The sequence below is a fragment of the Siccirubricoccus deserti genome, from assembly GCF_014283215.1.
Classification (GTDB): Bacteria; Pseudomonadota; Alphaproteobacteria; order Acetobacterales; family Acetobacteraceae; genus Siccirubricoccus; species Siccirubricoccus deserti.
In genome coordinates this window covers 62825-83281 of record NZ_JACOMF010000018.1, presented here as the reverse complement: position 1 = coordinate 83281, position 20457 = coordinate 62825, and the positions used below count along the sequence as shown (strand labels likewise).

The 20457-nt window shown below is 71.8% G+C and carries 22 protein-coding genes; 10 read left to right on the top strand and 12 right to left on the bottom strand.

Annotation, left to right across the window (positions count from 1 at the left end):
- Positions 1 to 35 precede the first annotated feature (35 nt).
- The 3 genes from rpsA to aroA form a co-directional block, all read right to left on the bottom strand.
- Entirely contained in the window at positions 36 to 1754 is a 1719-nt protein-coding gene (gene rpsA, locus H7965_RS15730) for a 30S ribosomal protein S1 (RefSeq protein WP_186771536.1), read from the bottom strand.
- A gap of 424 nt (positions 1755 to 2178) precedes the next feature.
- Positions 2179 to 2820, bottom strand: coding sequence for a (d)CMP kinase (gene cmk / locus H7965_RS15725; protein ID WP_186771535.1), 642 nt, complete (start codon positions 2818 to 2820; stop codon positions 2179 to 2181).
- Positions 2817 to 4166: a 3-phosphoshikimate 1-carboxyvinyltransferase gene (aroA, locus tag H7965_RS15720; RefSeq protein WP_186771575.1), complete on the bottom strand. Its 1350-nt coding sequence runs from the start codon at positions 4164 to 4166 to the stop codon at positions 2817 to 2819. Before aroA ends, cmk begins: the two co-directional genes overlap by 4 nt.
- A 124-nt stretch (positions 4167 to 4290) precedes the next feature.
- Between aroA and H7965_RS15715 the strand changes: the two genes are divergently transcribed.
- From H7965_RS15715 to gyrB, 3 genes are read left to right on the top strand one after another with little or no spacing between them, the layout of a single operon-like run.
- Positions 4291 to 4617, top strand: a complete 327-nt coding sequence (locus H7965_RS15715; RefSeq protein WP_186771534.1) for a TIGR02300 family protein — start codon at positions 4291 to 4293, stop codon at positions 4615 to 4617.
- A gap of 39 nt (positions 4618 to 4656) precedes the next feature.
- On the top strand, positions 4657 to 5844 hold the full coding sequence (recF, locus tag H7965_RS15710) for a DNA replication/repair protein RecF (protein ID WP_186771533.1): 1188 nt from the start codon (positions 4657 to 4659) through the stop codon (positions 5842 to 5844).
- Between the two features lie 56 nt (positions 5845 to 5900).
- A complete protein-coding gene (gene gyrB, locus H7965_RS15705) occupies positions 5901 to 8357 on the top strand; it encodes a DNA topoisomerase (ATP-hydrolyzing) subunit B (protein ID WP_186771532.1) in 2457 nt (818 codons plus the stop codon).
- 84 nt (positions 8358 to 8441) lie between these two features.
- On the opposite strand, the gene H7965_RS15700 is transcribed toward gyrB, so the two are convergent.
- Genes H7965_RS15700 through H7965_RS15685 form a run of 4 tightly spaced genes read right to left on the bottom strand, consistent with a single transcriptional unit; the run spans position 8442 to position 12908 of the window.
- On the bottom strand, positions 8442 to 9893 hold the full coding sequence (locus H7965_RS15700) for a class I adenylate-forming enzyme family protein (RefSeq protein ID WP_186771531.1): 1452 nt from the start codon (positions 9891 to 9893) through the stop codon (positions 8442 to 8444).
- Positions 9890 to 11131 carry an acyl-CoA dehydrogenase family protein gene (locus tag H7965_RS15695; protein WP_222440635.1) on the bottom strand — a complete coding sequence of 414 codons (1242 nt, stop codon included), beginning with the start codon at positions 11129 to 11131 and terminating at the stop codon, positions 9890 to 9892. The genes H7965_RS15700 and H7965_RS15695 overlap by 4 nt, the downstream gene beginning before the upstream one ends.
- A gap of 2 nt (positions 11132 to 11133) precedes the next feature.
- The gene (locus tag H7965_RS15690; RefSeq protein WP_186771530.1) at positions 11134 to 11874 is read right to left on the bottom strand and encodes an alpha/beta fold hydrolase; all 741 of its coding nucleotides are present in this window, start codon (positions 11872 to 11874) and stop codon (positions 11134 to 11136) included.
- On the bottom strand, positions 11871 to 12908 hold the full coding sequence (locus H7965_RS15685; protein ID WP_186771529.1) for a M29 family metallopeptidase: 1038 nt from the start codon (positions 12906 to 12908) through the stop codon (positions 11871 to 11873). Before H7965_RS15685 ends, H7965_RS15690 begins: the two co-directional genes overlap by 4 nt.
- A gap of 140 nt (positions 12909 to 13048) precedes the next feature.
- Here H7965_RS15685 and H7965_RS15680 point away from each other — a divergent pair, with 140 nt between their 5' ends.
- Complete coding sequence (locus tag H7965_RS15680) at positions 13049 to 13534, top strand: MarR family winged helix-turn-helix transcriptional regulator (protein ID WP_186771528.1); 486 nt, start codon at positions 13049 to 13051, stop codon at positions 13532 to 13534.
- A 33-nt stretch (positions 13535 to 13567) separates the two neighbouring features.
- Here the strand turns inward: H7965_RS15680 and H7965_RS15675 are convergent, their stop codons facing one another.
- Positions 13568 to 13726 carry a DUF6726 family protein gene (locus H7965_RS15675; protein WP_186771527.1) on the bottom strand — a complete coding sequence of 53 codons (159 nt, stop codon included), beginning with the start codon at positions 13724 to 13726 and terminating at the stop codon, positions 13568 to 13570.
- 125 nt (positions 13727 to 13851) lie between these two features.
- Complete coding sequence (locus H7965_RS15670) at positions 13852 to 14610, bottom strand: ABC transporter ATP-binding protein (protein WP_186771526.1); 759 nt, start codon at positions 14608 to 14610, stop codon at positions 13852 to 13854.
- On the opposite strand from H7965_RS15670, the gene H7965_RS15665 reads away from it, so the two are divergent.
- From H7965_RS15665 to H7965_RS15640, 6 genes are all read left to right on the top strand, one after another.
- Positions 14600 to 15313: an arylesterase gene (locus H7965_RS15665; protein ID WP_456308164.1), complete on the top strand. Its 714-nt coding sequence runs from the start codon at positions 14600 to 14602 to the stop codon at positions 15311 to 15313. The two genes, H7965_RS15670 and H7965_RS15665, sit on opposite strands and share 11 nt — an antisense overlap.
- 45 nt (positions 15314 to 15358) lie before the next feature.
- A complete protein-coding gene (thpR, locus tag H7965_RS15660) occupies positions 15359 to 15895 on the top strand; it encodes an RNA 2',3'-cyclic phosphodiesterase (RefSeq protein WP_186771525.1) in 537 nt (178 codons plus the stop codon).
- Between the two features lie 7 nt (positions 15896 to 15902).
- Complete coding sequence (locus H7965_RS15655) at positions 15903 to 16235, top strand: hypothetical protein (RefSeq protein WP_186771524.1); 333 nt, start codon at positions 15903 to 15905, stop codon at positions 16233 to 16235.
- Between the two features lie 36 nt (positions 16236 to 16271).
- Positions 16272 to 16793: a YcnI family protein gene (locus tag H7965_RS15650; RefSeq protein WP_186771523.1), complete on the top strand. Its 522-nt coding sequence runs from the start codon at positions 16272 to 16274 to the stop codon at positions 16791 to 16793.
- Complete coding sequence (locus H7965_RS15645) at positions 16790 to 17263, top strand: copper chaperone PCu(A)C (RefSeq protein WP_186771522.1); 474 nt, start codon at positions 16790 to 16792, stop codon at positions 17261 to 17263. Before H7965_RS15650 ends, H7965_RS15645 begins: the two co-directional genes overlap by 4 nt.
- 74 nt (positions 17264 to 17337) lie before the next feature.
- The gene (locus H7965_RS15640) at positions 17338 to 18084 is read left to right on the top strand and encodes a trypsin-like serine peptidase (protein WP_186771521.1); all 747 of its coding nucleotides are present in this window, start codon (positions 17338 to 17340) and stop codon (positions 18082 to 18084) included.
- Positions 18085 to 18135: 51 nt separating this feature from the next.
- On the opposite strand, the gene cofC is transcribed toward H7965_RS15640, so the two are convergent.
- The 3 genes from cofC to cofE are packed head-to-tail and all read right to left on the bottom strand — an operon-like array spanning position 18136 to position 20446.
- Positions 18136 to 18786 carry a 2-phospho-L-lactate guanylyltransferase gene (cofC, locus tag H7965_RS15635; RefSeq protein WP_186771520.1) on the bottom strand — a complete coding sequence of 217 codons (651 nt, stop codon included), beginning with the start codon at positions 18784 to 18786 and terminating at the stop codon, positions 18136 to 18138.
- Complete coding sequence (gene cofD / locus H7965_RS15630; RefSeq protein WP_229682632.1) at positions 18783 to 19718, bottom strand: 2-phospho-L-lactate transferase; 936 nt, start codon at positions 19716 to 19718, stop codon at positions 18783 to 18785. The genes cofC and cofD overlap by 4 nt, the downstream gene beginning before the upstream one ends.
- The gene (gene cofE / locus H7965_RS15625) at positions 19715 to 20446 is read right to left on the bottom strand and encodes a coenzyme F420-0:L-glutamate ligase (protein WP_229682633.1); all 732 of its coding nucleotides are present in this window, start codon (positions 20444 to 20446) and stop codon (positions 19715 to 19717) included. Before cofE ends, cofD begins: the two co-directional genes overlap by 4 nt.
- Positions 20447 to 20457 lie beyond the last annotated feature (11 nt).

Below are 20457 nucleotides of genomic sequence, written 5' to 3'. Positions count from 1 at the left end.
CCCCGCCCCCTTTAGCCCGGCCTTGCGGCCCTGGCTTATTCCTCGCCGGCCAGCTCGCGCCGGCGGCGGATGGCCGCACCCAGGATGTCGCCCAGCGAGGCGCCACTGTCGGTGCTGCCGTATTCCTTCATCGCCTCGCGCTCCTCCTCGATCTCCTTGCCCTTGATGGTCAGGGAGAGCCGGCGGGCGGCGCGGTCCACGGCGACGACCTTGGCATCGACCTTCTCGCCAACGGCGAACTTGTCGGGGCGCTGGTCGCCGCGGTCACGGGCGAGCTCGGCCCGGCGGATAAAGCCGGTGAGCACGTCCTCGACCTTCACTTCGATGCCGTTCGCCTGCACCTGGGTGACGATGCAGGTGACGATGTCGTTCTTCTTGACCTTGTCCAGCACCTCGGCGGCCGGATCGGCCTCGAGCTGCTTGATGCCGAGCGAGATGCGCTCCTTCTCGACATCCACGTCGAGGACCTTCGCCTTGACGACGTCGCCCTTGTTGTACTTGGCCATCGCGGCCTCGCCGGCCTCGTCCCAGGACAGGTCGGACATGTGGACCATGCCGTCGATGTCCGGGCCGATGCCGATGAACAGGCCGAACTCGGTGATGTTGCGGATCTCGCCTTCCACCACGGTGCCCGGCGGGTGCGCTTCCAGGAACAGCTCCCAGGGGTTGCCCTGGGCCTGCTTCAGGCCGAGCGAGATGCGGCGCTTCGGCTCGTCCACGTCGAGGATCAGCACGTCCACTTCCTGCGAGGTGGCGACGATCTTGCCGGGGTGGACGTTCTTCTTGGTCCAGGACATCTCGCTGACGTGGACGAGGCCCTCGACCCCCGGCTCCAGCTCCACGAAGGCGCCGTAGTCGGTGATGTTGGTGACGCGGCCGCTGAACTTGGCGTTCACCGGGTACTTGATCGCCACGCCATCCCACGGGTCGGACATCAGCTGCTTCATGCCGAGGCTGATGCGCTGGGTCTCCGAGTTGAAGCGGATGACCTGGACCTTCACCGGCTGGCCAATGGTCAGCGCCTCGGACGGATGGTTGATCCGGCGCCAGGCGATGTCGGTCACGTGCAGCAGGCCGTCCACGCCGCCGAGGTCGACGAAGGCGCCGTAGTCGGTGATGTTCTTGACCACGCCGTCGAGGACCATGCCCTCCTTCAGGCCCTGGATCAGCTCGCTGCGCTGCTCGGCGCGCGTCTCCTCCAGCACCGCGCGGCGGCTGACCACGATGTTGCCGCGGGCGCGGTCCATCTTAAGAATCTGGAAGGGTTGCGGGCTGCCCATGAGCGGGCCGACGTCGCGCACCGGCCGGATGTCCACCTGGCTGCCCGGCAGGAAGGCCACGGCGCCGCCGAGGTCGACGGTGAAGCCGCCCTTCACCCGGCCGAAGATCACGCCGTTGACCCGCTGGTTGGCCTGGTAGGCCTTCTCCAGATTGGTCCAGGCTTCCTCGCGCCGCGCCTTCTCGCGCGACAGCACGATGGAGCCGTCGCGGTCCTCGTAGCGCTCGACGAAGAGCTCGATGACGTCGCCGGCCTTGATTTCCGGCTTCTGCCCCGCGGGGGCGAATTCCTTGAGGGGTACGCGCCCCTCGCTCTTCAGACCGACATCGACAACGGCGTAGTCGTCGTCGATGCGCATGACGCGGCCGGAGACGACCGAGCCGGCGAAGCCGGTATCGGCGCCGAGGGTGGCGTCAAGCAGTGCAGCAAAGTCTTCGGTCCCCGCGCTCGGCGCGAGGGTGGTGGCGGATGCCATGCGGTCTTTCTATCCTGGGATGCCCGCTGGTGTGCGGGACAGGTCCTGCGCCCCCGCCGGTGGCGGACACGGCTTGGTCCGGCGCCTCGGTATCCCGTGCGGGACCGCAGGTACCTGGTAACCCTGGTGCCTGGGCAGCGTATCGGCCCGCCCATTTCCGGTCCACCGGCATGGCAACGCTCGGGTGAGCCATGCCCTGCCAATGCGAACGCCGCGGCCGGTCAGGGCCACGGATGAGAGTCGCTAATCCCTTGATCTCGAAGCGTCAAGCAAAATCGCGACTGCCGAGCGATGCTACCTGGGGCCGATCCGCCACAGCGGCGGCGGCGCGACAATGAAGATCCTGCCATAGAGGCCAGGACCAGAGGCGATTACAACCGATGGCTGTCCGCAAGCGGGCGGCCCCCGCGGCAGCCGGGCGCGGCTACCGGCTCGCGGTGTCCAGCCGCTCCCGCACCAGCGCCAGCGCCGTGGCGAAGGCCGCCTCGGCATCGAGGCTGGTGGTGTCGAGCACCAGGGCGTCGGGCGCTGGCCTCAGCGGCGCAACCGGGCGGTTCGCATCCTGCGCATCGCGGTCCCGGATCTCGGCCTGAACCTGCTGCCGGTCGGCGGCGATGCCGCCAGCCCGCAGTTCCAGCCAGCGACGGCGTGCACGTTCCTCGACGCTGGCGGTAACGAACAGCTTCACCGGCGCATCAGGGAAGACCACTGTGCCGATGTCGCGCCCGTCCAGCACCGCGCCATGGCGGCGGCCGAAGTCCCGCTGCCACTCCAGCAACGCGGCACGCACTGCGGGGATGGCAGCGACGGCGCTCGCGGCCATGTCCGCTTCCGAGCCGCGCAGATTGGCACGCGCCAGATCAGCAGGGGTGAGGGCCCGCGCCTCTGCCTCGGCCACCGGGGCGTCGCGTGGGTCAACCCCGCGGTCCAACACCCGCCGCCCGGTGGCGCGGTACAGCAGCCCGGTGTCGAGGTAGGGCAGGCCCAGCTCCGCCGCCAGCCGCCGCGCCAGGGTGCCCTTCCCCGCCGCCGCCGGCCCGTCCACTGCGATGACGAGGCCGTTCACGTCGGCTCGATGGCCGCCGCGCCGCAGGCGGCGTTCAGCAGCGCGGCGAAGCCCGGGAAGCTGGTCTCGATGAAGGCGGCGTCGTCCACCGCCACCGGCGCCCGGGCCGCCAGCCCCATGACCAGCCCGCTCATCGCCAGCCGGTGGTCCATGTGGGTGGCGACGGTGCCGCCGCCGGGAATGCCGGCCTCGCCGCCCCGGACGATCAGGTCGTCACCGGCGATCTCCGCGCCGACGCCGTTGGCCGCCAGCATCGCTGCGGTGGCAGCCAGCCGGTCGCTCTCCTTCACCCGCAGCTCCTGCAGCCCGCGCATCCGGGTCGTCCCCTGAGCGGTGGCGGCGACCACGGCGAGGATGGGGTATTCGTCGATCATCGAGGGCGCCCGGCCGGGCGGCACTTCCACCGCCCGCAACGGGCCGTATTCGGCGGTGAGATCGCCCACCGGCTCGCCGCCCTCGGTGCGGGCATTCGTCACTGTCAGCCGCGCCCCCATTTCGCGCAGCGTCTCGAACAGCCCGGTGCGCAACGGGTTCAGCCCGACATTGGCGACGGTCACCCGCGACCCCGGCACCAGCAGCGCCGCCGCCAGCAGGAAGGCGGCGGAGGAGGGGTCGCCCGGCACCAGGATCGGCGCCGCCACCAGCTCCGGCTGGCCTTCAAGCTCGATCAGCCGCCCCTGCGGCGTGTCCTCGACGCGCACCGTCGCGCCGAAATGCCGCAGCATGTTCTCGGTGTGGTCGCGGGTCGGCTCCGGCTCGATCACCCGGGTGGTGCCGCGGGCGCAGAGCCCGGCCAGCAGGCAGGCCGACTTCACCTGGGCGGAGGCGACCGGCAGGCGGTAGTCCAGCGGCAGCGGCTCCACCGCCCCCCGCACCGCCAGCGGCAGCCGCCCGCCCTGCCGCATCCAGAAGCTGGCGCCGCTGGTGGAAAGCGGTTCCGTCACCCGCAGCATCGGGCGCTTCCGCAGCGAGGCGTCGCCGGTCATCACCGCGAAGATCGGGTGGCCGGCTAGCAACCCGCAGAGCAGCCGGGCGGCGGTGCCGCTGTTGCCCATGTCCAGCACATCGGCCGGCTCGACCAGGCCGCCGACGCCACGGCCGGCGACCCGCCAGGCGCCGGGGCCGGTCTGTTCCACCACCGCGCCGAGCTGGCGCATGGCCGCGGCGGTGCGCAGCACGTCCTCGCCTTCCAGCAGGCCGGTGATCTCGGTGGTGCCAACGGCCAGGGCGCCGAACATCAGCGCGCGGTGGCTGATCGACTTGTCGCCCGGCACCCGGTGGGTGCCGGAGAGGGGCGCGGCGGGACGGCTGGCGCGGAACGGCTGCGGGACGGCGGAATGGGCCATGATTGCGGCGTTTGACATGCGGTGCCGCCTCGTGGCAATGCGCCGGACCGTTTTTTGGCCGCCCGCTCGCAGTCGCCGAGCCTCCCTTCGCGCGGGCGCCCATCAGCACACGAGGCTTTCTCCCATGGCCAAGCCCGAACTGGGCCTCAAGCGCGTCTGCGTCGCCTGCGGCACGAAATTCTACGACCTGACCCGTGCCCCGGCAATCTGCCCCAAATGCGGCACCGAGCAGCCGGCCGAGCAGCCGCGCCTGCGCCGCGCCGCCGGCGCGCTGCCCGCCGAGGAAAAGCTGAAGAAGCGCGCCGTGGCGGCGGAGGCCGAGACCGACGACGTCGAGCTCGAGGATGTCGAGGCCGATGAGACGGTCGAGGACGCCGAGGAGCTGGAGGACGAGGCCGACGCCATCGGCGACGAGATCGAGGTCGAAGGCGACCGCGACGAGGAGGGCTGACCGGCGGCAAGGGCGCCGCGGACACCCCATCTGCGCAGCATGCCCTTGCCATTGCCGCCACCACTGGCCCTGAACCGCCTGATGCTGCGGGATTTCCGCAGCTGGGCGGCGCTGACCCTGCCGCTGCGGTCGCGCATCATTGTCTTTGCCGGGGAGAATGGCGCCGGCAAGACCAATCTGCTGGAAGCGATCAGCCTGCTCGGCCCAGGCCGTGGGCTCCGCGGTGCCCGGGCGGCCGAGATCGGCCGCCGCATGGGCGATGCACCGCCGGCCCCATGGGCCGCCGCCGGCCGCTTCGAGGGCCCCTGGGGCGGCTTCGACATCGGCACCGGCACGCCGGAGGGTGGCCCGGCCGAGCGCCGGGTGTTCCGCCTGGACGGCGCCCCGTTGCGATCCCAGGCGGAGCTGGCCGAACGGGTCGCCGCGGTCTGGCTCACCCCGCAGATGGACCGGCTGTTCCAGGACGGCGCCGGCGACCGCCGCCGCTTCCTCGACCGTCTGGTCTGGGCGCTGGAGCCGCACCATGCGCGGGAGGTGGCGGCCTATGAGAACGCCATGGCCCAGCGCAACCGGCTGCTGCTGCAGGGAAGGCGGGAGGGCCGCAGCGACCCCGCCTGGCTTTCGGGGCTGGAGGATGCCATGGCCCGCCACGGCGTCGCCGCCGCCGCCGCCCGGCGCGGGCTGGTGGCGCGGCTGAACGCCACCCTGGCGGGCGGCGTCACCGGCGGCTTCCCGGCCGCCAGCCTGGCGCTGGGCTGTGCCGTCTCGGCCGCGCTGGACACCAGCCCGGCCCTGGCGGTGGAGGAGGAGCTGCGGGCCGGCTGGGCCGCCAGCCGCGGGCGCGACGCGGCCGCCGGGGCGACGCTGGCCGGGCCGCACCGGGCCGATCTGCTGTTCACCCATGCGCCGAAAGGCCTGCCGGCGGCGCTCTGCTCGACCGGGGAGCAGAAGGCGCTGCTGGTCGCGGTGGTGCTGGCGCATGCGGCGCTGATCGCCACGGCGCGCGGCTTCGCCCCCCTGCTGCTGCTGGATGAGGTGGCGGCGCATCTTGACGCGCTGCGGCGGGAGGCGCTGTTCGCCGCCCTGGCCGCGCTGCCTGTCCAGGCTTTCCTCACCGGCACCGATGCCGCGGTTTTCCGGCCCCTCGGCGGCATTGCGGAGGTGTTCCGGACGACCCCCGGAGAACTTGTTCCGGATGCCGATTTTCCGGTGCCGGACGCCCTGTGAGTCCCTATATTAGGGGTCCTCTCGCATAGCATCGACCCAAGGAGTATGCCGCCGGCATGAGCAACGCCGCCGTGCGCGCCGAATCCACCCCGGACAAGCCCGATCTGCCCGGGGATGATTACAACAGCGCCTCCATCACCGTCCTGAAGGGCCTCGAGGCCGTTCGGAAGCGACCGGGCATGTACATCGGCGACACCGATGACGGCTCCGGCCTGCATCACATGGCCTTCGAGATCATCGACAATGCCGTGGACGAGGCCCAGGCCGGCTACGCCGACAAGGTCGAGGTCACGCTGAACGGCGATGGCAGCGTCACCGTGCGCGACAACGGCCGCGGCATCCCGGTCGATATGCATGAGGAGGAAGGCGTCTCCGCCGCCGAGGTGGTGCTGACCCGCCTGCATGCCGGCGGCAAGTTCAACCAGAACTCCTACAAGGTATCCGGTGGGTTGCACGGCGTCGGCGCCGCGGTGGTCAACGCCCTGTCCGAATGGATGGAGGTGAAGATCTGGCGCAACGGCCGGGAGCATTTCATCCGCTTCGAGCATGGCGAGACGGTGCGGCCGCTCGAGATCACCGGCCCTTCCGACCTGCCGGGCGGCACCGAGGTCACCTTCAAGCCTTCCAGCGGCACCTTCACCAAGGTTGAGTACGAATTCCCCATCCTGGAACGCCGCCTGCGGGAGCTGGCCTTCCTCAACTCCGGCCTGGCGATCTCGCTGAAGGACGACCGGCATGTGCCGGCGCAGGAGGTGCTGTTCCAGTTCCGCGGTGGCCTGACCGCCTTCGTCGAATGGCTGGACCAGGGCAAGGAGCCGCTGTTCCGCCCGCCGGTCTCGCTGGTCGCAGCGAAGGAGGCCGAGGGCATTCGGGTGGAGCTGGCGATGTGGTGGAACACCTCGCCGCGCGAGGTGGCGCTCTGCTTTACCAACAACATTCCGCAGCGCGACGGCGGCACCCATCAGGCCGGCTTCCGCCAGGCGCTGACCCGGGTGGTGATGAAATACGCCGAGGAGCTGGCGAAGAAGGAGAAGGTCGAGCTCGCCGGCGAGGACATGCGGGAAGGCCTGACCGCGGTGCTTTCGGTCAAGGTGCCGGATCCGAAGTTCAGCTCCCAGACTAAGGACAAGCTGGTCTCCTCCGAGGTTCAGCCGGTGGTGCAGATGGCGGTCGCCGATGCGCTGACCCATTGGTTCGAGACGCACCCGAAGGAAGCCCGCATCGTCCTCGACCAGGTCGTGCTGGCCGCCGCGGCGCGCAAGGCGGCGCAGCTGGCGCGGGAAAAGGTCGGGCGGAAGAACGCGCTGGAATTCTCGACCCTGCCCGGCAAGCTCGCCGACTGCCAGGAGAAGGACCCGACGAAGTGCGAGCTGTTCCTGGTCGAGGGCGACAGCGCCGGCGGCTCGGCCAAGCAGGGCCGCAACCGGGCCTATCAGGCGATCCTGCCACTGAAGGGCAAGATCCTGAACGTCGAGCGGGCGCGGATGGACAAGATGCTGTCTTCCGCCGAGATCGGCACGCTGATCACCGCGCTCGGCACCGGCATTGGCCCAGGCGAGCCGGCCAAGGGCGGCTTCGACCCGACCAAGCTGCGCTACAACCGCATCGTCATCATGACCGACGCGGATGTCGACGGCAGCCACATCCGCACCCTGCTGCTGACCTTCTTCTTCCGGCAGATGCCGCAGCTGATCGAGCAGGGGAACCTCTACATCGCCCAGCCGCCGCTCTATCGGGCGAAGCGCGGCAATGACGAGCGCTACCTGAAGGACGATCGCGCGCTCGAGGATTTCCTGCTGGAGAAGGCGCTCGCCGGCGCCTCGCTGCGGCTGGCCGATGGCCGGGCGCTGGCGGATGCCGAGCTGCGGGCGGAGATGGACGTGCTGCGCCAGGTCGCCAGCCGGGTCCGCCGGCTGGCGGCGCAGGTTCCGGTCGAGATCGTCGAGCAGGCGGCGGTCGCCGGCGCGCTGACCCTGGACGACAGCCGGGCGCTGGCCGCCGGTCAGGTGCTGGCGGCTCGGCTGGATGCGCTGGCGCCGGTGCATGAGCGCGGCTGGAAGGCGGCCACCGGGCCGGATGGCCTTGCCCTCGCCCGCACCGTGCGCGGCGTGACCGAGCGCCACGCGCTGAACGCGACCGCGCTGCGCAGCGCCGAGGCGCGCTGGCTGGATGAGCGGCGCGAGGTGCTAGGGCGCGAGTTCGGCGGCGCCGCGGCGCTGGTGCTGGAGAGCACCGAGGTCGCGGTGCATGGCCCGGTGATGGCCTTCGACCGTATCCTGACGCAGGGCCGCAAGGGGCTGACCATCCAGCGCTTCAAGGGGCTCGGCGAGATGAACCCGGAGCAACTCTGGAAGACCACCCTCGACCCCAATGTTCGCACCCTGCTCAAGGTGCGGGTGGACGATGTGGAGGATGCCGAGACGGTGTTCTCGACCTTGATGGGCGATGTGGTGGAGCCGCGGCGGGAGTTCATCGTCAGCAATGCGCTGAAGGTGGCGAACCTCGACGTATGAGGGTCCGGGGACGCTTGTCCCCCACCGGCGCCCGGGAACCGGAGCACCAGTCTACTCGGGTGAGCCTGGTGAGGCTGTCGGCGCTCACCCGCGCGCCGCAATCTCCCGCAACGCCTCCAACCGCACCTTGCCAAGCGCGGTGCGCGGCAGCGCCGCCACTGTCACCACCGCGCGGGGGTGTTTGAAGCGGGCGAGGCGGCCATCGAAGAAGCGCAGCACCGCGCCGGCGTCGAAGCCGGGGCCGGGGACCACCACCGCCACCGGCACTTCGCCCCAGCGCGCATCCGGCCGGCCGCAGACCGCGCCTTCCGTCACGCCTGGCGCCTCGCGTAGCACCCGCTCCACCTCCGCCGGGTAGATGTTCTCGCCGCCCGAGATGATCAGGTGCTTCAGCCGGTCGGTGAACCAGAACCGGCCTCCGCTGTCGCAATGGCCGATATCGCCGGTGGCGAACCAGGTCTCCGGCGGGAAGGGCGGGGCGTTCCAGTAGCCGCGCGCAAGCTGCGGGCCGCGGAGCTGGATTTCGCCGGGCTGGCCAGGCGGCAGCGGCCGGCCCATTGCATCCACCACCCGAACCTCGCCATGCAACGGGGGGCGGCCGATGGAACCCGGCGCCGCCAGCGCCTCCGCGCGCGACTGGATCAGCGCGATCGGCCCAGTTTCGGTCGCGCCATAGACCTGCTGCACCGGAATGCCGCGGGCGTGGAAGGCCTCGATCAGCGGCAGCGGCACGTCGGAGGAGCCGGCGCCGATTGCCCGCAGCGAGCCCAGCGCCGCCGTTCCCCAGCCCGGATGCGCGACCAGCGCCCGCATCACCGCCGGCACCAGCAAGGTCAGGCTCGGCCGGGCCTCGGTGCAGGCGGCAAGGCAGGCGTCCGGGTCAAAGCGCGGCAGCAGAACCACCTCGGCGCCGGCCAGCAGCGCCGGCGTGGTCTGGATGTTCAGCCCGCCGACATGGAACAGCGGCAGCAGGGTCAGCACCCGGTCGGCGGCGGTCAATTCGAAGGCGGCGGTGGCGTTGGCGGCATTCGCCAGCACCGCCCGCTGGTCCAGCACCGCGCCCTTCGGCCGACCGGTGGTGCCGGAGGTATAGACCAGCAGCACCGGATCATCGGCGGTGCCGATGGCGGGCGCCGCCGGCGCGGCGGGCCAGCGCGCGGTGGCGTCCAGCACGGTGCAGCCGGGCGGCGCCACCTCCCGCGCCATTGCCAGCATCTCCGGCGCGGCAAGGAGGAGGCAGGGCGTCGCATCCGCCAGGATGAAGCCCAGCTCGGGTGGCGCCAGCCGCCAGTTCAGCGGCAGCTGCATCGCCCCGAGCCGCGCCGCGGCAAACAGCAGCACAAGCTGGGACGGGTGGTTGGGACCGAGATGGGCGATGCGGTCGCCGCGGTGGATGCCGCGCGTCGCCAGCCCCGCCGCGGCGGCCTCGATCTGCGCCAGCAGTCCGGCATAATCCGTGGTGGCGCCTTCGAAGCGCAGCGCCGGCGCCGTTGGCTGGGCCTGCGCCCGGCGCTCAAGGGCGGCCCAGAGACTCAATCCGTCTCGCCCTTCTCGTAGAGCGCGTCGCGGCCGATGCGGTCGATGCAGAGCTCCGCCGTCCAGGGCAGCATGAGCGAGCCGCAGCGGGCATCGCGGTAGAGCCGTTCCAGCGGCAGCGACTTCAGCATCGCCTGGCCGCCGCAGGTCCGCACCGCCTTGGCGGCGATCGCCGCGGCATTCTCCATCACCGTGTGCTGCGCCGCCCAGGCGCGCAGCACCTGTTCCTTGCTCGGGTCCGGCCCGGCCTCGGTGATGGCCTGGAACCACAGCGCCTTGGTCTGTTCCAGCATGACGCACATCTCGGCGACGGCGATCTGCTTGGTCGGGTACATCCGCCGCTTCACCGGCGGCATACTTGGCCACTCGCCGCGCAGGTAGCGGATGGTGAAATCATAGGCCGCCTGGGCGATGCCCATGTAAGTCGGCGACAGCGTCATGAACATGTGCGGCCAGCGCGTCGCCGCCTGGAAATAGAGACCCGGCGGCATCAGCGCCGCATCCTCCGACACGAAGGCATCGGTGAAGACCAGGTTGCGCGAGACCGTGCCGCGCATGCCGAGCGGGTCCCAATCGCCCTCCACCGTCACTCCAGGGGCGTCGCGCGGGACGGCGAGGTAGAGGGTGTCGCGGCGCGACGGCTTGGCCTCGCCCTCCCGCACTTCGGTGCAGAGGATGCCGTAGCGATCCGCGTGCCCGGCGAGACTCGCAAAAATCTTCTTCCCGTTGATGCGGTAGCCGCCCGGTACGCGGCGCGCCGTGGTGCCGAAGGCGATGGTGCCGGCCGCCGCCGCGCCGCCCTCGGAGAAGGGCTGCGAATAGACCAGCCCGTCGCGCAGGATGGCGGCGTAATGCGCGCCGCAGCGCGCGCGGTGCTCCGCCCGCGCTGGCTCCGGCATGTCCAGATCCTCGGTCAGCGCGCCGGTCCAGAGGGTGGAGCAGACATGCATGTTCCAGGTCAGCGCCGTCGCGCCGCAGTAGCGGCCGAGCTCCGCCGCCGTCAGGCAATAGGCGCGGAAGCCGGCGCCGAGCCCGCCATCCTCGGCCGGAATGCAGATGCCGAGCAGCCCGTTGGCGTGCATGTCCCGGTAGTTCCCGGTCGGGAAGCTTGCCTCCCGGTCCCAGCGCGCGGCGCGCGGCGCCAGTACCGTGGCGCCGAACTCGCGCGCCTGCGCCGTCAGCGCCGCCTCCTGCGGGGTCAGGCGGAAGGCGGCGGGGTCGAAGATCGGCGCGTCCAAGCTCAGCCTTCCCGCACCGAATGCAGGAATTCGCGCAGCGCCGCGTTGAATGCCGCCGGATATTCCAGATGCCCGAGGTGCCCGGCCTTGGGTAGCACCACCAGCCGGCTGCCGCGGATCGCATCCCGCATTCGCTCCATGGTGCGGGGCGGCGCCAGCGGGTCGCGTTCCCCGGCCAGCAGCAGGGTCGGGGCGGCGATGCGGCCGATGTCGTCGCGGCGGTTGAAGGTGGTGAGGCAGCGGACGGTCGCGCGATAGGCCGCTTCCGGCACCGCGGCCATGGCGGCGATGGCGGCCGGCGCGGCCTCCGGCGGCGCATCCGGGCCCAGCATCGGCGGCATGCTCTCGGCCGCCAGCGACGCCATGTCGCCCCCGGCGTCGAGCGGCGCCAGGCGTTCCTTGAGGAAGCCCTCGGCGAAGGCCGGGTCGCGGCCGCCGAAGCTCGGCGTGGTGGCGTAGAGCACCAGGGCGCGCACCCGCTCGGGGAAGCGGAGGGCGAATTCCTGCGCCAGCATGCCGCCGATGGAATGGCCGATCAGGTCGATGCGGGGAATGCCCTCGGCCTGCAGCCGCGCATGCAGCGCTTCGGCCCAGGCCGCGAAGCTGGTCTCGGCCAGCATGGGCGAGCCGCCATAGCCGGGCAGCGGCCAGTCCAGCACCGGGGCCGGGGCCGGGGCCAGCGCCGGCAGGGTCGGCCCCCAGGCGGCGCCGCCGATGCCGTGCAGCAGAGTGATGGTTGTCATGGCAGCAGCCTCCCTGCTTCGACGACGGTCACGCCGTCCAGCGCGATGGTGCAATTGCGCACCGGAATGTCGAAATGGCCCTCGGTGAAGCGGCCGGCGAATTCATTGGCGCCGGTCGAGAACAGGAAATTCCCGGCGAAGGCGCGCAGCTCGGTGCCGTTGGTATCACGGCGGTCGTACATCGCCAGCGCCTCGTAGCGCGCCCGCCGGTTCAGCCCCCAGCCGACATGGCTGACCGCATAGGCGGCCTTGTCCTCCCAGGCCGCCAGGTAGCGGCGCATCAGCTCGGCATCGGTGCCCTCGCCCTCGATGGCGGTGATGTGGTCGGCCTCCAGCGTCAGCCGCACCGGGCGTTCCAGGTAGCGCTTGAAGGTAAGGTTGGCGTCGCCCGCATCCAGCACCAGCGTGCCATCGACGCTGCCGGCGCGGGGGAAGGAGACGACGACGCCGCCCGGCCAGTGCGCGACGGTGCCGGGCCGGTCGGTCCAGCCCCAGACGCCGGCGGTGGCGGCCCCGGCCAGGGAGACGGTGAGATCGGTGCCGGCGGCCGAGGTCACGGTCATGCGCTGTGCCGCTCGCGCCCGCTTCACCGCGGCCTTTGTCACCGCCTCATCTTCCGGTCGCGGCACCAGCCGCTCCAGCGCCTCCGGATGTTCGTTGGAGATCATCATCACCCGGGAGCCGGCGGCGAGGATCGCCTTCAGCTCCGGCGCATGCAGCAGCCCCTCCAGCGTAAGGTCGAGGATCAGCGGGGAGGCCGCCAGCGCTGCCATCGCCCCCGGATGCCCCTGCAGCGCCCGCGACGCCCCGGTGGAGCGCACCGGGACCGGCGCCGCCTGGGGCGGTGTCGGCACCACGCAGCGAAACGGCCGGCAGCCGAGCCGCAGCGCCGCCAGCTCGGCAAGCTCAAGGTTCAGGCTACGGGACTGGGTTTCCGCCAGCAGGCAGACCGGCAGTCCCGGGGTCGCGCCGCACAGCCGCAGGACGGTCTCGAAGGCCGCCAGCCAGGGTGCCTCAATTCTATCGCTGAGCATGGTTCTCCCCGGGAGGTGAGGCGTCATGACCACAGGTTACATGAAAAGGCAATTTCATCACGCAGGAACTATTTCGCAGCAATCCGAAACGGGCTTCGCTATTATGTCGAAAATACCGATCGAGGCGCATCGTTTCACCCATGACAAGCGCTCATCCTCCGGCCGATCTGCGTCAGCGCTTCATCGACGACTACCTCCTCTACCTGATGGCGAGGGCGTCGCACGTCGTCTCCGATGAGTTCCATGAGCAGCTGCGGCGGCGCAGGATCAGCGTGCCGGTCTGGCGGGTGCTCGCCAGCCTGGTCGGCAGCCCGGGGGAGACCGTCACCGGCCTGGCCGAGGTCTGCCTGCTGCAGCAGCCGACGATGACGAAGCTCCTGGACCGGATGGTGCGGGACGGGCTGGTGAAGCGGACCCAGGACAGCCGGGACCGCAGGGTGGTGCGGGTCGGCCTGACCCCGCGCGGCGATGCCGTCGTCGAGGAGCTGATCGCCCTGGCGCGGCGGCATGAGGCCGAGGTGCTGGCCCGGCACCCGGAAGCCGAGGCGCTCGCCATCAAGAACCTGCTGCGGGCGATCCTGAGGCGCCACGCCAAGCCGCGGCGCAGCGCCACCAACGGCGGCTGAGCCGCCTCCGGGCCGGTGGACCGGCCCTCGGGATCAGTCGATGGCATCACCAACGGCATGGATCGGCGCGCCGATCGGCTTGCCGACCACCGGCACCACGGAAATCACGTCGCCGGTCACCCGGAACGGCAGGGCGACCAGCCCGCAGCCGGACATCCCGAGGACAAGGCACAGCAGCAGCACAGTACGCATCAACCCTTTCCCCAAAACAGTCGCCCTGCGAACGCCCCGCCAAGCCCGGTCGTTCACTCGGCCCCGGCGGACGGGCGTTCGGGCTGAACGTCGATCCGCCGCGGGATGGGCGTCGTGGAACGGATTCACGCCCCGGGGTGTTCACACCCCTCGGCGATCCGCTCTGGTCCGTCGCCGGTGATCAGCCCATCCTCCATCCGCACCACCCGGCCGCAGCGCGCCGCCAGCCGCGAGTCATGGGTGATCAGCAGCAGCGTGGTGCCGAGCCGGGCACGCAGGTCGAACAGCAGATCCATCACCTGCTGGCCGGTCGCGCGGTCGAGGTTGCCGGTCGGCTCATCCGCCAGCAGCAGCGGCGGCTCGGCCACCGTGGCCCGGGCCAGGGCGACGCGCTGCTGCTCGCCGCCGGAGAGCTGCCAAGGGTAATGTCCCAGCCGGTGGCCGAGCCCGACCGCCGCCAGAGCCGCCTCGGCGCGTTCGAAGGCGTCGCGCCGCCCGGCGAACTCCAGCGGCACCGCAACGTTCTCCAGCGCGGTCATGGTCGGGATGAGATGGAAGGCCTGGAAGACGATGCCGACATGGTCCCGCCGGAACCGCGCCAGCGCATCCTCGTCCAGCGCCGCCAGATCCTGCCCGGCGACCCGCAGCCTGCCGCCGCTCGGCCGTTCCAGCCCGGCCAGCAACATGAGCAGGGAGGTCTTGCCGGAGCCGGAGGGGCCGACCAGCCCCACCGCCTCGCCCCGCCGGACGGCAAGGTCGACACCGCGGAGAATATTGACCTCACCGGCCGCCCCCGCCACCTTGAACCGCAGGTCCTGGGCGGCAATGAGCGACTTGTCGGGTTGGGTTTCAGCCAGGGATCGGGGGTTTGCGATGGTGTCCATGGTGCCGATGGGGTTCCGGGATGCCGTGCTGGAGACTGCCAGGCGGGAACGCCCCGGCACTGCCCACTACATGGGGCGGCGCGCCGCCATCGGAACAGCGCTGGCGGGTATCGGAGTGTTTCGCACTGCGGCGCAGGACCCGATCAGGCTGCTCGCGCTCGGCGACAGCCTCACGGCCGGCTTCGGCCTGCCGCAGGACCAGGGCTTCGTGCCGCAGCTCGAGGCGGCGCTGGCGGCCCGAGGCCGGGCGGTGCGGGTGCTGAATGCCGGGGTTTCGGGCGACACCAGTGCCGGCGGCCTGGCCCGGCTCGACTGGGCGCTGGCGGACAGGCCGCAGGCGGCGCTGGTCGCGTTCGGCGGCAATGACGGGCTGCGCGGCCTGCCGCCGGCGCAGACCCGCGCCAACCTCGCCGGCATCCTCGACCGGCTGGCGGCGCGGGGAATCCCGGTGCTGCTCATCGGAATGCTTGCCCCGCCCAACCTCGGTGCCGACTACGGCCGCGAGTTCGCCGCAGTTTTCATCGATCTGGCACGCGAACGGCCGGGGGTGGTGTTCTATCCTTTCTTTCTCGATGGCGTGGCGGCCGATCCGGCGCTGAACCAGCCGGATGGCATTCACCCCAATGCGCGCGGCGTGGCGGTGGTGGTCGACCGCCTCCTGCCCGCTGTCGAGACCCTGCTGGACCGCCTACCCGCCGGGTAGTGCGGCCCCGCCGGGAAGACTTCACTGGATGCGGGAGATTTCGCCATGCTCCGCCTGTTTGTCGCCCTCGCCCTGCCCGATGAAGTGAAGGCGCAACTGGGGATGCTGGCCTGCGGCATCCCCGGCGCCCGCTGGGTGCCGCGGGAGAATTACCACCTGACTCTCCGCTTCATCGGCGAGGTGGAACCCTGGCGCGCCGAGGAGGTGGACGAGGCCTTGGCCAACATCCGGGCCCGGCCCTTCGAACTATCGCTGCGCGGCGTCGGCACCTTCGAGAAGGGCGGGCGGATCAGCGCCCTCTGGGTCGGGGTGGAGAAGACCGAGGCGCTGGCCTTCCTGCAAGGCAAGGTGGAGACCGCCCTGCAGCGGATCGGGCTGGAGCCGGAGCGCAAGCGCTTCGCCCCGCATGTGACCCTAGCGCGCACCGAGCGGGCCTCGCCCGAAAAGGTGATCGCCTATGTCCAGGCGCACAATCTGTTTCGCGCCCCGCCTGTGGCGGTTGAACATTTCACCCTGTATTCCTCGCGGCTTGGCAAGGAAGCCGCGGTCTATGTGCCGGAGGTCGAGTACGAGCTGGCGTGAGGGCAGGGTGAAGGCGCGGGGGCTCTGCACAACCCTGCCGCGTGCACTGCTGGCCCTGGCGTTGCTGTTGGCGCCGCTCGGCACCTGGTGGGCGGCGCCGGCGACGGCCATGCCGGTCTGCGCGGCCGAAGGTGGGGTGCGGCTGGTGCCGGATCCCTTCGCCCCGCCGCCCCCGGCCGGGCATTGCGACGCCTGCCTCATCGCCACGCCGGCCCTGCCGGTGCCGCCGCCGGCGCTGGTGCCGATGGCCACCGGGCTGTCCTGGGCCGCCCTGCCGCCGGGCCACCCCGCGCCGCTTGCGCTGCCGCCCGAACGGGCGAGGGGGCCGCCCGCCGCCTGAGCTGCCCGACCCTCGGACCTCTCAGGAGATACTCACATGCGAAGCCTGCCGATACTCGTGGCGGCTGCCCTCGGCGCCTTGCCCGCCCTGGTTCCCGCCCATGCCCATGTCACCATCGACCCCGCCGCCGCCCCCGCCGGCAGCTATGTCCGCGTTGCGCTGCGGGTGCCGCATGGCTGCGCCGGCGCCGCCACCACCGGCATCGCGGTGGATCTGCCCGAGGGCATCTACTTGGCCAAGCCGATGCCAAAGCCCGGCTGGCGCCTGAGCATCGAGCGCCGGCGCCTGCCCGCCACCGTCCGCAGCCCGCATGGTCACGAGCTGGAGGAGGAGGTCGGCCGCATCAGTTGGGAGGGCGGCCCGCTGCCGGATGAGCAGTTCGAGGAATTCGTGATGATGCTGCAGGCGCCGAACGAGCCTGGCGGCACGCTCTACCTGCCGGTCCGGCAGAGCTGCGAGGGCGGGAAGGCCGACGCCTGGGTGGAACGCCCGGCAGCCGGCCATGCGGCGCATGACCTCGCCCGCCCAGCCCCCGCCATGCGGTTGATCGCGCGATGAGCGCCCCCGTCCTGCGCCGCCTCCTCCTGGCGGCCCCCCTGCTGGCCCTGCCCGTGATGGCGGCGGCGCAGCAGGCTGGCGACATCGCCATCGCCACGCCCTGGAGCCGCGCTGCCGGCCAGGGCGGCACCGGCGCCGGCTTCCTCGCCATCAGCAACCGCGGCACCGTCGCCGACCGGCTGGTTTCGGCCAGCAGCCCGGCGGCGCGGACTACCGAGTTGCACACCCATGTGCGGGACGGCGACGTCATGCGCATGCGCCCCGTGCCGGTGATCGAACTGCCGCCCGGGCAGACCGTCACCCTGCGGCCGGGCGGGGCGCACCTGATGCTGATCGGCCTGAACCGTCCATTGCAGGCCGGACAGACCGTGCCGGTGACCCTGGTGTTCGAGCGTGCCGGCGCGGTGCAGGTGGAGCTTGCCATCCAGGGCGCCGGGGCGCGTGGGCCGGCGATGCGGCATGGGCATTGATCGGCACGGGTGACAGCCCGGGGCGATACCGGCCCCGCCCGGCCGCGTCGCCTGCCATCGCCCGCCGGGCGGCCATGGCGGGCCGGGCCGTGGCGCTGCTGTTGGTGGCGCTGCCCTGCATGGCCACGGCGCAGGAGCGGCTGTTGCCGCGCTCCTCGCTGCCTGGGCTGGGCAGTGCCGATCCGCGCCAGCCGGTGGACCTCAAGGCCGCGCCCTGGCGAGGGCTCGGCAGGGTTCAGCTCGAGATCGGCGGGCATTGCACCGGGGCGCTGATCGGCCCGCGGCAGGTACTGACGGCGGCGCACTGCTTGGTGGCGCGCCGCACTCGCAACCTGGTGCAGCCCTCCACCGTGCATTTCGTGCTGGGCTATGACCGCGGCAGCATGGTGGCGCATGCCAGGGTCACCAGCTACCGCACCGATCCGAGTTTCGTGCCGGCCTCGGGCGGGCCGGCATCCGCTGATTGGGCGGTGCTGACGCTCGACAAACCGCTCGGCACCGCGGACCGGGTACTGCCGTTGCTGCGCGACACCCCGATCGCCCGCACAGCGCTGATGCTGGGCGGCTATCAGCAGGACCGGCCGGAGGTGTTGATGGCGGATACCGGCTGCCGGGTCATTGGCGCCGTGCCGGCCGGCGCTGGCCGCTCGATGCTGCTGCATGATTGCGCCGGCACCCGCGGCGTCAGCGGCGCGCCGCTGCTGGCGCAGGGCCCCGCCGGCCAGTGGTTTGTCGCTGGGGTGGCGTCGCGGGCCAATGCCCAGGCGGCCATGGGCGCGGCCGTGCCGGCGATGGCGATCACGGCGGCGCCCGGGCAATAGGGGTTTCGTTCCACCTGTTTGATCTGGAGCCGCGCCTGCCGGTCCAGATGCTCAGGCGATGCCGTGTTCCCGCAGCCAGGCCAGGCTGCTGGTCCCCTCCGCCTGCGGCAGGCGCGCGAAGGCGTCGAGGTCGGCCGGGTGGTCGATGTCCATGGCGATGCCGGGCAGCGGTACGATGCGCGGCTCGATCCCTTGGGCCCGCGCCGCATCCAGATGCGGATAGTAGCTGTCCTCGCCGAAGCGCAGCGGCACCGCCAGCGGCGGCGACATCAGCACGGCGTTGGAGCCGAGCAGATCATGCGCCGGGGCGATGGTGAAGGCCGGCGCCGGTCCATGCGCCGCCAGCAGCGCCTCGATCTCCGCCGGCGTCGTCGCCGGGATGTCGCCCGGCATGGTCAGCAGGCCGCCACGGCCTTCCGCCGCCAGCAGCCGCGCCGCGGCGGTGACGCTGCCGGTGTGGCCGTCGCGCGCGCCATCCGTCACCACCCGGGCGCCGAGCCGCCTCGCCTCCGCGCTGGCCCAGGGGTCCAGGGTGACGACCAGCACGCCGGCCAGGCCGCGTGCCGCGACCAGCGTCGCCAGCACCTCGCCGATCATCACCCGCATCAGCGCCTGGCGCTGGGCTGGCGAAAGGCGCGGTGAGAGCCGCTGCTTGGCGCCCTCCAGCTCCTTCACCGGCAGCACCGCCCAGATATCGGTCATGCGCGCAGCCGGTCGGCGGCGTTCAGCACCACCTGGGCGAGGGCGATCTTGTCGGGCAGGCCGCGCATTAGGGTCGGCGCGCGGAAGACCCGGGCGGCGATGCCGCTGGCGTCATCATCAGGCTCCATGACATAGCCCTGCAGCAGCGCGCCGTAGCGCTGCGCCACCGCGGCGGCGGAGGGCTCGGTGCCGAGGTCGCGCAGCATCGTCGCCGTCGGCCCCTTCACCGCCTGGCCGGCGATGATCGGCGAGACCGCAACCACCGGCGCGCCGCAGCCGGCGATGGCGTCCCGCACCCCGGGCACCGCCAGGATCGGCTCCACGCTGATCAGCGGGTTGGAGGGGCAGATCACCACCGCCCGCACCCGTCCGCTGGCCAGGGTGGCGAGAAGCTCGGGCTGCGGCCGCGCCTCGGCGGCGCCGCGGAACTGCACGGCGCGCACCGCGGGGCGAGCCTGCTGGCCGACGAACCAGTCCTGGAAATCCACCCAGCCCTGCACCGTCAGCACCCGGGTCCGCACCGGATCGTCGCTCATCGGCAGGATGCGCGGGCCGACACCGAGGCGGCGGGCGAAATCCGCGGTGATGGCGGAGAGGCTGTCGCCCGCGCGCAGCCGCCGGGTGCGTTCCACATGGGTCGCCAGGTCGCGGTCGCCGAGGCGGAACCAGGTGGCGCCGCCGAGCGCGCCGAGCGCCTCCATGAAGGCCCAGCTTTCGTCGCGCCGGCCCCAGCCCAGCTCCTGGTTGTCGAGGCCGGCGAGGCTGTAGGTCAGGGTGTCGATATCGGGCGAGACATGCAGGCCGAGATGCTCGAAATCGTCGCCGGTATTGGCGACGAGCAGCAGCTCCTCGGCCGGCAGCGCGTTGGAGAGGCCGAGCGCCAGCTTGGCGCCGCCGATGCCGCCGGAGAGGGCGACGACAATGTCGTTCAACGAAAGAGATCCTCCGGCCCGACGCGGATGAGGTTTGCCGCCGGGTTGTCCGGCGCCGACCATGCGAGGCCGCGCAGCACCACCACCGGCTGCGCCTCGGCGCCCTGGCCCATCAGCAGCCCGGCGGCGGCGGCGATCTCGTCGGCGAAGCCGGTCAGGCTGACCTGCAGGGTACGGCCGAACATGTCCGGCGTGCCGCGCAGATCGACCAGCGCGGGCAGGCCGGCGGCGCCGATCGCCACCCCCACGGTGCCGCGGCGCCAGGCGCGGCCGAAGCTGTCACTGATCACCACCGGCAGGCCGAGCCGGGCCGAGAGCGCCGCGGCGCTGGCATCCGGGTCGCGCGGCAGCAGCAGCGCATGCGGCTCCTCCTCCGGCCCGACCACATTGGACTGGTCGATGCCGGCATTGGCCATGACGAAGCCCAGCCGGTGCTCGACGATGATGAGGTTCGGCCGCGAGCGCACCACCCGCGCCGCTTCCGACAGGATCAGCTCGACCACCCGCGGGTCCTTGCCGGTTTCCGCCGCCAGCGCCTCGGCACGGGCGGAAGGGGTGACATCGGCCAGCCGAACGCTGCGGCCCTCGGCCTTGCTGACGATCTTCTGCGCCACCACCAGCACGTCGCCGGGCTGCGGCGTGAGGCCGGCGCGCGCCAGCCCGGCCGCGATCAGCGCGGCAAGGTCATCCCCCGCCGCGACCCGCGGCAGGCCAGGCAGCGCAAGCATCTCTAGTCGCT